The sequence below is a fragment of the Shewanella aquimarina genome (assembly GCF_023349185.1).
GTDB classification, from domain to species: Bacteria; Pseudomonadota; Gammaproteobacteria; order Enterobacterales; family Shewanellaceae; genus Shewanella; species Shewanella aquimarina.
The window spans coordinates 208855-221279 of the sequence record NZ_JAKIKY010000002.1; the positions used below are offsets into that span (position 1 = coordinate 208855).

Consider the following 12425-nt stretch of genomic DNA (forward strand, 5'->3'; position numbering starts at 1 on the left):
GTAAGTCAGGCAAGCGAGTGGGCAGATGAGTGGCCAGGGCCTAGCAGCCTTCATCATAGAGAGGAAATAAGCATATGCACTCTTATTAATTACGCGCTTTGGCTGCATAAGCTATTTTGAGAAGGTAGGCGAGATTAGCGCATTATATTTTGCTTATATTGTTATTTATCAATATCTTGTATGTTTTGTGTTTGGGGCTTAAAAATTTTTTGTCGCCGGATAACTATTTCTGATTGACTCAGTCTTCAATGCAGATTATTTTGCGCCCGATGTTTTAGCTGGGGTACAAAAATAAAGGCATGGTTCGCCAAGGGCGAACGTCGTTATGTCCATAATAAAGCAGCAATTAAGCGTATAAACTTTGGGGTTTTACGCCGAGTAAAATGAGTTTGCCGTATCGGCTCAATTTTAGAAGGACCTTAAGCCATGTCTGACGCGACAGCCTTAAGTCTTATCCCACCTGTGGTGGTCTTGGTGTTAGCGGTTTGGCTACGCCGTCCAATCCTTTCGTTAATCATAGGTGCCTTAGTGGGTCTGGTGTTATACCAACCCGATCAGGTACTGAATAACTTCTCCGATATCTCGCTCTCTGTCATGGCCGATGAAACCATAGGTTGGTTGATCTTGGTCTGTGGCGGTTTTGGCGCCCTGATCGCCCTCCTGGTGAAGACGGGTGGCTCTATGGCCTTCGGCCGCCACGCGCTCAAATATGCCAAGGGGCCTAAGTCATCCCTGCTGATGACCTTCATCCTGGGCGTGGTGATCTTTATCGATGACTATCTCAACGCCCTGACCGTGGGCTCGACCATGAAGTCGGTGACCGATAAGTTTAAGGTGTCGCGGGAGATGCTGGCCTATGTGGTGGACTCTACCGCCGCGCCCATCTGTGTGCTGGTGCCGCTATCGACCTGGGCCGTCTTCTTCGGTGGCCTGCTGGTGGACAACGGCGTGGCGGGCGAGGGCCAAGGGATCAGCGTCTATATGTCGGCGATCCCTTACATGCTCTACGCCTGGTTGGCGGTGGCCATGGTGCTGCTGGTGATCTTGGGCATAGTGCCTGCCTTTGGGCCGATGAAGAAGGCGCAGCTGGCGGCTTTGGCGGGTAAACCGGCCAAGGCGGTCGATGCCATCGACGAGGTGCAGACCTCGGATGATTACAGCGTCAAGGCGATCGAAGAGGAGTTTAAGCATGCCGATAACCTGGGCAAGCTGCATAACTTCATGGTGCCAATAATCTTGCTGGTGGGCTTTACCGTCTATTTCGATATCGACGTGCTCAAGGGGCTGATCGCGACCCTGGCGGTGACCCTGCCCTATTATGGCGTGCAGCGCCTGATGCCACTGTCTGAGATGATGGAGCAGATGCTCGATGGTTTTAAATCCATGTTGCCAGCTATCGGCACGGTTATCGCCGCATTCGTGTTTAAGGATGTGTGCGACAAGCTGATGCTGCCGCAATATGTGATTGGCAACCTGAGCCCCTTCATGACCTCTCAGTGGCTGCCAGCCGTGGTCTTCCTGACCATGTCGATACTGGCCTTTGCCACAGGTTCAAGCTGGGGGATCTTCGCGGTATCTATCCCCATAGTGATGCCACTGGCCCAGGCGGTTAACGCCGATATTCCGCTGGTGATCGGCGCCCTGTTGTCGGCCTCATCCTTCGGTAGTCAGGCCTGTTTCTACTCTGATTCTACCGTGCTGGCGGCCCAGGGCTCAGACTGTAACCTGGTGAGCCATGCGGTGACCCAGCTGCCCTACGCTTTACTGGCGGCTGGACTGACCTTTATCGGTTTCCTTGTCTTGGCCTAAGGGGTTTCCTCGTCTTGGCCTAAGCTAAGTCGGAAGCAGACATAAAGGAGAAAGGGGCGTTGACTAGTCTAGTCAACGCCCCTTTTGATTAACCCATAGGGTGACTATAGGTAATCTAACCTTTTCATTCCTTCACGCTACACACGACACACGGGCTTAGAACAGCGAGCTGTTCAACCAGAGGTGCACCAGGATGCTGGCGGCATAACCGAGCGCAATCACGGGAGTCCACTTAAGGTGGCTGGCGAAGGTGTAGATGCCGCGGGCCTGACCCATCAGGGCGACCCCGGCGGCGCTGCCGATAGAGAGCAGGCTACCACCCACACCCGCGGTCAGGGTGACCAGCAGCCATTGGCCCAGCCCCATGTCAGGATTCATGGTCAGCACGGCAAACATCACTGGGATGTTATCCACGATAGAGGAGAGTACACCCACGGCGATGTTGGCATAGGTCACGTCCCAGTGGGTATACATGGCCTCGGAGACCAGGCTCAGGTAGCCCATGAAGCCCAGACCACCGACGCAGAGCACCACGCCGTAGAAGAAGAGCAGGGTATCCCACTCGGCGCGGGCGATGCGGCTAAACACATCGAAGGGCACCACGTTACCCAGCTGCTCCAGGCGCTTGATATTGTTATCGCGCTCCGCCTGCTCCTTCGCCTTGATCACCGCCTTGGGGAAACTCTTACGCAGGTAGAAGCCGAAGAACTGCAGGAAGCCAAGGCCTGTCATCATGCCCAGTACAGGCGGTAGCCCCAGCAGGCTGTGGGTGCAGACGGCGGTGGCAATGGTGAGCAGGAACAGGGCGACGATACGCTTGGCGCCGCGCTTCATCAGCACCTTCTCCTCATCCGCCTCCTGGACCTGGTTGACGATGAAGGCGCTCATGATGGCCGCCGGTACCAGGAAGTTGACCAGAGAAGGGATGAAGAGGTCGATGAACTGCTCGAAATGTACCACGCCCTTCTGCCAGACCATCAGGGTGGTGATATCGCCGAAGGGGCTGAAGGCGCCACCGGCGTTGGCCGCCACCACTATGTTGATACAGGCCAGGGCGACAAACTTCTTGTTGTCGCCGCCTACCTTCATCACCACGGCGCACATCAACAGGGCCGTCGTCAGGTTATCGGCGATGGGGGAGATGAAGAAGGCCATGAAGCCGGTGAGCCAGAAGACGGTACGCTGACTAAAGCCCTTACCCACCATCCAGGCCCGTAGGGCGTCAAACAGGTTACGCTCCTCCATGGCGTTGATGTAGGTCATGGCAACCAACAGGAAGAGTAGCAGCTCGGCATACTCTAACAGGTTGTGCTTGAAGGCGGTCTCGGAGAGTTCCGACATGCCGTGCTGTACATAGATGTAACCTATGATGCCCCAGATCAGTCCGGCGGCGACCAGCACCGGCTTGGATTTCCTCAGGTGCAGCACCTCTTCGCCCATCACCAGCAGGTAGGCCAGGACGAAGATGACCACGGCGAGATAACCAGCCCCTGTGGCGGTGAGATCTAACAGCTGCCCAACTGCCTCGCCACTACTGGCAAAAACAGCGGGACTAAACAGTGCGGCCAAACATACAACTAAGCTTGCTAAGGTACTGGCAAGGTTGCCAAAGGGGGGCTTAAGGTTTCTCATTAAGTATTCTCTGTGTTAGGAATAGCTTAAAAATTACCACAGCTTTCCTGCTGTAAATTTTGATGCGCCTCAAGTTTATGTGTATTAGTTACGGCTAAGTCACATAAATTTGATGAAATTATGTTTGAAAAATAAACATTTACCTACAAAGTGGTAATAAACTTATCATGGGTTTTGTGACGATTTCGAGATTTTCATTGTTAGAAAGTTAGCACAGGATCACGATTTTGGCGCCGTTGGATACTGCTGAATTTACATAAAAAAAGAGGGCCCGTTGGCCCTCTTCATCTGTTGGGTTTAAGCCATTAGGCCTTGATGCTGCCGAATCGTCCCGCCTGATAGTCGGCGATCGCCTGTTGGATCTCCTGCTCGGTGTTCATCACGAAGGGGCCCATGTGCACTATCTTCTCGCGAATGGGCTGACCGGCAAACACTAGCGCCCCTGCGCCCTGCTCGCCCGCCTCGAGTTCGATGAGCTGTTGGCTATCGACGACAAGGTATTGCCCCGCGCCGTAGCGCTTTTCCGGCGCCGCCTGGCTAACCAGCTCGCCCTGATAGAGATAGAGACCCACATATTCGCGCGACTTTAGATCCAGCTGGGCCGAACCATTGGGCGCCAGCATCAGATCGGCTATCTTGCCATCGCCCGCCAGTTCCTGAATGGGCGCCTGCAGCGGCTCGCCACCTTTTAGTTGCCAGCTGCCGGCCAGGGCACGCAGACGGGCACCGCTGTCGTTTTGTGTCTCGGGCAGCGGCTCGTCTGTGCTATCGCGGTAGATGGCCGGGCGCATCTTCTCCTTGGCGGGCATGTTGAGCCAGATCTGAAAGCCGTGTAGGCCATCCTGGGCGTCGGCCAGGGGCATCTCTGAGTGCACCACGCCGCTGCCTGTGCTCATCCACTGCACGTCACCGGCCTTGATTGCCTTGACATTCCCCAGCTGGTCTCTGTGCTCGAAGCCCCCCTTGCGGATATAGGTAAAGGTTTCTATGCCGCGGTGGGGATGGGGCGGGAAGCCGCCGATATAGTCGCTGGCATCGTCCGACTTGATCTCATCCAGCATCAGGAAGGGATCGAAGCGGGTGTTCATAAAGTCGGCCACACGGCGGATGTTGACGCCGTCACCATCCATTGCGGGACGGGCGGTAAATTGGCTGATCACTTTCATCTTAAGTACCTCATGATTGGGAACCGCCTAGCGCTGCTTCAGTACTGCTTTAGTGCTGCTTAAGTGTAGCTGGCGGGAATGGGATCAGCCTATCACTGGTTTAATCGAACGAATATTGCTAAATACCGCTTAATAGCTTCTAAAAAATAGGATGTTTAACGCTAAGGTGAGTCGCCTCTTGCATTGGATTACGGGCGGCTTGTATCACAAAAATGTTCGGTAGCTATTGTTTTTGTTATTAAAATAAAACCTCGTGGTACAAATTTGTCATCGGCTTGTGTTAGTATCCGCCCCTGCTTTATGCACAGTGCATTTTTAGTCACAGGAATCAGAATATGGATGTTAATGACCAAGCCTCTTTCCCAGCCCCAGCCCCAGCAACAGCGATAGAGGATGGCAAGCGTTTTCCCCGTTTAGACAATCGGGAGCTGGTGAAGACCAGTTTCTGGATCAGCCAGATCTTCATGATCATCGCCACGGTCGCCGGCGTCTATCTGGCGGCGCAGGAGGGATTGTCTCAGGCGATCACCTTCGATAACCTGACCAACAAGCAGAACAACTATTACCTGCGTCATGCCCTGTATGATGAGGTGCAGGACAATATCACCATCATCAATGAGTACGCCGACTTTATCGCCGGTAAGGCGCCCTTCGACATCAAGAATCACAAGCCAGCCCTAGCTAGCTTTGTGTGGGAGAATATGCGTTACTCGCCCTATACCCTGGAGACGCCGCCTCAGCTATTGTCACAGACCCGGCGCTTCTATCTGCAGGTGACCGATATCATTGGCAAGATTGAGGGGCGAGTCTATGGCGCCAAGTATGGTGGCGATCTGCTTAAGGGGCTGACCAAAGAGATGAGCGACAACACTCTGCCGGCACTGAAGGCCAATTATACTGCGCTGGCCGATGAGCTGAGACGCAACGACATCATAGTAGATTAGCAAAGGAGCTCCCCATGACCCATATTTGTCCAGGTTGCCACGAGGGGCGACTAAGAGCCTACAATTTTCACGGCGAACATGTGGATTGCTGCCGTCAGTGCGGTGGCCTCTGGTTTAAAAACGGCGAGCTAAATGCCGCCCTGTCGAAGGCCGACAATGGCGATGATGATGTCAGGGTCGAAGAGACACTGGGCGAGCTGCTGGGGAGCTCCAGCCGCAGCTGTCATCAGTGCGACCTGAGCCTGCATCGCTACCATCTGATGACAGGATATGAGATCGAGGTTGATGTCTGCCATAGCTGTAGCGGTGTCTGGGTCGATGAGCATGAGCGTACCAAGGTGGTGCAGTCGCCCAAGGTGAGACAACTGCTGGAGGAGTTAAACGCTAGCATCAGCGTCAAGACCTGGCTGTTTCAGTTCCTCTGCAAGATGCCGGTGGAATTTAACCTCAAACCGAAATCGACGCCCTTAGTGACCTACATGCTGCTGGCGCTCAATATACTGATCTTCGTCGCCTACGGCTTTAACCTGAGCAGCACAGAGACAGTGTTCGAAAACTTTGCCATGCGCTCCAACGAGCTGCTGGCGGGCCACCACCCCTGGACATTGCTGAGCCATATGTTCCTCCATGGCGATATCATGCATCTGGCGGGTAACATGTATTTCCTCTACGTGGTGGGGGATAACCTGGAAGATGTGTTGGGCCGCGCCAAGTTTCTCGGGCTCTATCTCCTGTGTGGCCTGGCCGCGGCTGCCGCGCAGATCGCCGCCGACCCCGGCTCTGGCATCTACATGGTGGGCGCCAGCGGCGCCATCGCCGGGCTGTTCGGCATGTACCTCATGTGGTTCCGCCATGCCAGTCTGACCTTTATGTTCGTGGTGTATCAGAAGAAGCTCAGCCCCATGGCCTTCTTCGCCATCTGGCTGGGATTCAACATCTTTGGCCTGGTGATGGCGGGCCAGGGCGTGGCCTACTGGGCGCACATAGGCGGGTTTGTGATGGGCCTTATCTTGGGGGTTAGCCTGAAGGCCAAGGTGATGCATGATAATCCTATGCTGGCGCTGCTCAACGAGCCCGAGGTGAAAATCGCCCGCTAACCTTTGGGTTGCCGCCGTGCTTCAAGGCCCCGGCTCCGGACGGGGCTTTTTTATGGGCGCGCTTTTGTTGCTGAAACTTAAGCGAAAAAAAGGGGTCTAAACCCTAAGGTTAACCACCTGCCACAGGCTGGTATTCCCGCCAGACTTGGATACAATGTAATCAAATCAACAGCGAGAGCGAGAGATAAATGTCCAGAGCGAAAATTTTGATCATCGACGACGATCCCGTCTGTACCGGGGTGTTACTCGCCATGCTGGGAGACGATTATGAGGTTACCGCGGTGAACTCGGGCAGTGGTGGCATCGAGGTGATGAAATCCCTGGTACCGGATCTGATCCTGCTGGATATCACCATGCCCCACGTCAACGGTTATCAGGTGATCCAGCATCTCAAGGGCAGCGAAGAGACCGCCAAGATCCCCCTGGTGGTAATAAGCTCGCTGGCGGAGCAGTCGGACAAGGATTTTGCCCTCAAGCTCGGCGTCGATGACTACATCACCAAGCCCGTCATGCCAGATGCGATTCAGGAGATAATCGAGGCCTACCTCTAACGCCGCAGCTTGCGAGGTGGTTCACAGGGAATTGGCCTAGGATTTCAAGAATATTCAGCGTCGTATTCGCCAGCCCATTCCTGACAGCAGCATCATAATAAATCATCATTTTCAGCGGCTTGTCCTATAAAGGATAAGCCGCTTTTTCGTGAGCGTGCTTCTCTCTAGACAGGCCCCATGGGCTGGGCTATCTTATGGCGGCAACAAGGAGGTCACCGCCTGGCTGACTAAGCTGTTACACCAGATTAAGTTGCTACACCAGACTAAGCTATTACACCAGATTAAGGGATTAATCATGAAAGCAAGATTCTTACTAGCGCTGTTTTTTATCCTCACCAGCGCCCAGGGCGCCGACCTTCCACCACCTGATGCTTACGGCTTGGCTGGCATGGAAGTGGATGTCGATAAGCTTATCGAATTTAATGTTTCGCATATGAAAGCCGACGGCGACTTTATCGCTATGGAGCAGGTGTCTGGCATCGACAGCGGCAAGCTGGAGCGCGGTTATCGCCACGCCATGAAGAGCTGCTTCGATAAGTATGAGCGCATGACAGAAGAGAACGCCGAGGCCTTGTCTGACTGTTTCATCGACCAGACCGCCGAGGGGGTGGGTGCCTCACGTGAGCAGTTTAATGCCTGGCTGGATGAGCTGGATAGTCAAGACGGCGAGAATCCCGATGCTATCGAGGCCCTGGATATGGAGATGGATAAGATCCATGACGCCATCTTTGCCCTGCAGGATAAGCCAGAGCTCACCCAGGCCGAGCAGGAGCAATTGGCGGATTTAGAACAACAACTTATCGAACTAGGCGAGAAACAACATAAGTTGCAGCTGGAAGAGGCAGAGGCCATGGCCGCCGAGATGGAAGCCATCTACAAGCGTAAATGATCTGCTAGCAAGCTTTTACAGAAAGGCTCGGCACTGTTTATTCAGGCCGAGCCTTTGTTTTGAGTCCGCTATTTTCCAATAATCTTCTCTTCAAAATCGGGAAGTATTGAGTATCTGATTATTTGACATTGGGTTGGTTAAGGAAAACGAATTTATATTAAGGAGAACCCGATGAAAAAGTGGATTGCACTCTTGTTTATTTGCATTACATTTTACAGCGTTAATGCTCATGCGACTAAGTTATATTCCTGCTTTAACTGCAGCGCCGCAAAATTAAATGCCATCATAGATACCCACGTCCAAACGACTAAAACCTTTGAAACCATTGTCCTACTCGACAGAGAGAAGACGACCAGTATTGAGGTTAGGCTGCGACCAGCTGGGAATCATGCCCCAGGCTCTCCCATTCCTTACATAAGCGAGATCTATACCGATTTAGCCTATTTGCAAGCGGCCAATGGTGCATTGGCCGAGCTTAAGGCCATCAATGAAGAGCTGACACGTCAAGCAGACTTGGGTTTTGAATTGCCCGCAGAGACAGGCTTTAAAACGGTTGCTGATGCCTTAAGAGAGATCCCCGATCTTCAAAGCGTGTTAAATGATCGATTTAACCGTGGTGAATCTTCAACGCACCAAAAAATCGCCAAACGAGCCGACAAGCAAGTTCAATTGCTCGGTAACGCTCTTGGTTTTAGTCCCAGCATTATTTCGGTAAGCCTGTGGCCAGTGGTAAAAAACAGTTCTTGGATTGTCTCCTTTGCAGACGGCTCACAGATACTGGTCGATATCACTTTCAAGTCAGTCAATGACCAATTGCTCCTTGCTACCAAAGCGCTTGCCGAATCTGCGCAAGATAATGAAGACAAACGAGTTCCGCTTTCTGACATAACAGCGGAAGGTTACCGTTTTAGTGGGAGTTATGTGCAAGTATCAAGTTATGCCGAGCTGATGAGAAGCTTTGGGATTAACGGTTCTGTTCCCGACACGGGCGCAGATATCAGTTGTAGTGTCACCAAATCGATAGAAGCCTCTTCACATAGAATTACCTATGGCTTTTCATGTGGTTAACTGCCGCTTGGATTACACGCTGGGTAAAGGCTTAAGCGAGGCTCGGCATTGTCACGGACATGCTGAGCCTTTGTTTTGGTTTCCCTAAATCTCGAACTGCTAACTGCTAACTGCTAACCTCTGGCGATGGTGATATCGGCGATATGGCCATGTTCGGTGGCCCTTAGGGCTCCCTGTAACATCTCGGCGGCCTCCTCGGCGCTCATGAAGCTCGAGGTGTCGAGAGACTTACCGCTGCTGGGCCAGAAGCCGGTATCCATGCCGCCGGGATAGACGGCGATGATCTTCATTGGCTTACCCTTGAGTTCCAGACGTACCGACTCGATAAAGCCGCGTACCGCCCATTTCGCCGCGCAGTAGGTCGACTCACCCGCCTTGGGCTGCTGGGCCGCCGTTGACATCACCACCACCAGATGCAGCGGCGTGTCCTGATAGCGTTTCACCAGCTCGCGTACCAGTAAGATACTTGAGGTGACGTTGTTCTGCATTAGCTTGTGGATCTCATCGACCTGCTGCTCGGCGATGGGGCCGAAGTAGCCGCTGCCTGCGCAGTGAATCACGGTGCCGAGTGGTGAGGCGCCGCTCATGGCATCGACCCCATCTAGCAGCGTCGCTACGCTCTGTTCGTTGCAGAGGTCGGCACTCAGAGGATGAAGGCCGCAACTGCTCTGCGCCACGCTGGCAAGCCTGGCTTGATCGCGCCCCGAGATCACCACCTGCTCGCCCAGATCCGCATATCGTTTGGCCAGGGCGGCCCCCAGGCCGCTGCTGGCTCCGGTAATTAATATCATGATTCATTCACTTAGAAGCTGTGTTAGGTCGACCTATTATGCCGTAACTTAGCCCAGATGCCAGAAGCTGTGGGTTGTGAGAAGGATTAATGGAAGCCTGGACAAAAAAGGGAAGCCGCCGCTTCCCTGATGAGTCAGTGCTAGTGGATGCTCTGATAGCTAAACCTCAGGTGTTTAGCGTCTTTGATCAGCTTGATGAAGTCTTCCCGGCTCAGCCTGACAAGGCTGGTGTGGTCACCGGCCTCGAGGTAGAGTTCCTTGGCCTCGATCAGCAGGTCATCATAGATGGTCTCTATGTTGTAGGCCGCGCCGAGGGAGGGGATGGCGCCATGCTCGCAATCGTCAAACATCTGATAGACGGTTTGCTCCTTCACCAGATGCAGATCGCGGTTGAGCTTGTCACCCAGGGCCTTGAGGTTGATCTTATGATTGGTGGGCAGTACCGCCATGATCCTGCGTCCCTGATGATCTTCCAATATCACCCCTTTGGCGACTTGGGCGGGGGCCAGCTGGGCGGCAATCGCCGAGCTGATAGAGTTGTGGCTGTGGCGGTGCAGCACTATCTCATAGTTCACCTCATGCTCAGCCAGATAGTGATTTAACCGGTTTGAAATACTCATATACTTGCCTCGTTAACGTTGTTAAACGTTATCGATAAGTATAGTCCAGCCAGGCTCCAATGCTGGTGGAGTGCACTTTTCACTACTGACTTGATGTCGTTTTTTCTGCTGACTGAGAAGCGCTTTTCATCGATTAAGTCACCCGCCAAGCCTGGCCTGCCGATCAGCTAAACCAGGTCTTAATTTTGCTCAGCAGCGAAGGGCGATAGAAGGGCTCAAGCTTCTTCAGGCAGAAGTCGCTTATCTCATCATGTTTGTCTCTTCTTAACAGGTAAGGGCGTATCTCCCAGCCATGAAGCTCAATCTCCCTATGCAGGTTGCGGCAATCGCTGCGAATGCGGCTGAAATCATCGCTAATCCTGTCTCCCTCCAGAGTGAGCGCCAGGGTGAAGGCACTGTCTGTGCCGCCGCGGCGGATATCCAGCTCGCTCGTTTCGATGAAATAACCTGCCTTGACGCTGGGGTAGTTAGCCAATATTTGCCGCACCGCGCCGAACATGGGCAGATCGCTTGCCAATACCTTGCCTAGCAGCAGGAGGTGATTGCCCTGAGGGAGTAGCGCCATGTCGGGCAGCAACATATAGCGGATCTCATCGCTGCTGACGACTTTCGATAGATTACTATTGGGGTTGAGCGCCATATCCATCTGGTTGGTCAGCAGCAGCTGAAATGCCTGAGGCGCATCTATTTCTATCTGGCCGTGAAATTCGCTGCCCTCTGCTTCCATAATCGCCTTGGCCTGATCGACCGCCTCCTGGGAGGTAAACAGCGGGACGAAGTAGTGCACCTGATCATCGCTGACGGGGATGTGCCATTGCATGATGGAGAGCTCAGTGGTGCCATCGGCCTGAGGATCTTCTTGGCCATCGCTCAGCAGGTAGAGCCTGGCCTTAATCAGGTGTTCATAGAGGTTTTTGGCCTGGGTGTGATCGGCAAGCGCTGCCTGCAGGGCGGTTTCGAGCGCATTGCTCGGGGAGAGTGTGACTTCCATTTTCGCTAATCCTTGTTGCCAGCTGGTATAGACCAGACGTCCTGGTGAGTGGGCATAGTAGATCAAGGTGTTAGCTGGGTCTAGGGGGAAGGGGTGAGTGGGGCAAACTTAGTTTGGGGAAATAATGTTGTGGGTCTTTGAATCACATTTGTGAGAGGTGGTCTGGTTACCTCGTAACCTAGTGGGTCTTCAACCCATACCCATGGGAGAATATCGGTCTGCCGACCGAAGAAAGTCGTGGGATTCCATCCCACACCCGGGCAAGGAGGACTGCTCGTCCTCGCCCTCCTTGCATCCACCCTGACGCCCCGGCGAAGTTGTACTCCTTCGTGTCTTCTTGAAAATCCCTATCGCCTCATATTCGCCATCCATGACTCACCTGAGGCTATTTCGGCATCCCTGCCTCAATCACGTGATTTTCTGCAAGCCACTGCGGCAACTTCCAACGGGGTCTTTTTAACCACAACCGGCACCTGTTATAAGTCGCCTTAGCTATTCTTTAACTATCTATAATATATATAATTTAAAGATTTCCTAGCTGTATGCGAATGAGGTCAGATGCTACAACAAGTCCCCATCGAAGTTGCCGAAGGGTGTTGGAATAAATCGGGTGAGGCGGGCATGGATGCCCGACTAGCTTCCGCAGGTGCATGGATGCATCCTTCGGAAGCGCTAGCGATTTATCCATAAGCACGAGGAAAAACAACTTCGTCAGGGGCGGCAGGGGAGATGCAAGAGGGGGATTGCTGTTGATCCCCTTCTTGCTCGGGTGTGGGTTGAAGACCCACGACTTACCTCTGCCGTAAGGCCGTATAGGCAAATAAGGTGAAGCCTGGAAGGCTTCAAGTGCTAGCCAAGCAAAGCTTG

11 protein-coding genes are annotated in these 12425 nt (G+C 53.3%); 6 read left to right on the plus strand and 5 right to left on the minus strand.

Annotated elements, in window-relative coordinates; genetic code table 11:
* The first annotated feature begins 426 nt into the window (after positions 1-426).
* Entirely contained in the window at positions 427-1809 is a 1383-nt protein-coding gene (locus tag L2731_RS03060; protein WP_249251784.1) for a Na+/H+ antiporter NhaC family protein, read from the plus strand.
* Positions 1810-1965: 156 nt separating this feature from the next.
* On the opposite strand, the gene nhaD is transcribed toward L2731_RS03060, so the two are convergent.
* Together nhaD and L2731_RS03070 are read right to left on the minus strand one after the other, a co-directional pair.
* Entirely contained in the window at positions 1966-3441 is a 1476-nt protein-coding gene (gene nhaD, locus L2731_RS03065) for a sodium:proton antiporter NhaD (protein ID WP_249251785.1), read from the minus strand.
* A gap of 305 nt (positions 3442-3746) precedes the next feature.
* A complete protein-coding gene (locus tag L2731_RS03070) occupies positions 3747-4607 on the minus strand; it encodes a pirin family protein (protein ID WP_249251786.1) in 861 nt (286 codons plus the stop codon).
* 335 nt (positions 4608-4942) lie between these two features.
* Between L2731_RS03070 and L2731_RS03075 the strand changes: the two genes are divergently transcribed.
* From L2731_RS03075 to L2731_RS03095, 5 genes are all read left to right on the plus strand, one after another.
* Positions 4943-5551 (plus strand): hypothetical protein, encoded by a 609-nt coding sequence (locus L2731_RS03075; RefSeq protein ID WP_249251787.1) that lies wholly within the window; start codon positions 4943-4945, stop codon positions 5549-5551.
* Between the two features lie 14 nt (positions 5552-5565).
* Positions 5566-6648 carry a rhomboid family intramembrane serine protease gene (locus tag L2731_RS03080; RefSeq protein ID WP_249251789.1) on the plus strand — a complete coding sequence of 361 codons (1083 nt, stop codon included), beginning with the start codon at positions 5566-5568 and terminating at the stop codon, positions 6646-6648.
* Positions 6649-6836: 188 nt separating this feature from the next.
* The gene (locus L2731_RS03085; RefSeq protein WP_041508485.1) at positions 6837-7199 is read left to right on the plus strand and encodes a response regulator; all 363 of its coding nucleotides are present in this window, start codon (positions 6837-6839) and stop codon (positions 7197-7199) included.
* 295 nt (positions 7200-7494) lie between these two features.
* Positions 7495-8088, plus strand: coding sequence for a hypothetical protein (locus tag L2731_RS03090; protein ID WP_249251791.1), 594 nt, complete (start codon positions 7495-7497; stop codon positions 8086-8088).
* Between the two features lie 171 nt (positions 8089-8259).
* Positions 8260-9156: a hypothetical protein gene (locus L2731_RS03095; RefSeq protein WP_249251792.1), complete on the plus strand. Its 897-nt coding sequence runs from the start codon at positions 8260-8262 to the stop codon at positions 9154-9156.
* A 113-nt stretch (positions 9157-9269) separates the two neighbouring features.
* Here L2731_RS03095 and L2731_RS03100 read toward each other — a convergent pair whose 3' ends face one another.
* From L2731_RS03100 to L2731_RS03110, 3 genes are all read right to left on the minus strand, one after another.
* Positions 9270-9947 carry an SDR family NAD(P)-dependent oxidoreductase gene (locus L2731_RS03100; protein WP_249251793.1) on the minus strand — a complete coding sequence of 226 codons (678 nt, stop codon included), beginning with the start codon at positions 9945-9947 and terminating at the stop codon, positions 9270-9272.
* Positions 9948-10087: 140 nt separating this feature from the next.
* Positions 10088-10567 carry a YbaK/EbsC family protein gene (locus L2731_RS03105; RefSeq protein WP_041508488.1) on the minus strand — a complete coding sequence of 160 codons (480 nt, stop codon included), beginning with the start codon at positions 10565-10567 and terminating at the stop codon, positions 10088-10090.
* A 163-nt stretch (positions 10568-10730) separates the two neighbouring features.
* Complete coding sequence (locus L2731_RS03110) at positions 10731-11558, minus strand: SseB family protein (RefSeq protein ID WP_249251794.1); 828 nt, start codon at positions 11556-11558, stop codon at positions 10731-10733.
* Between the last annotated feature and the right edge of the window lie 867 nt (positions 11559-12425).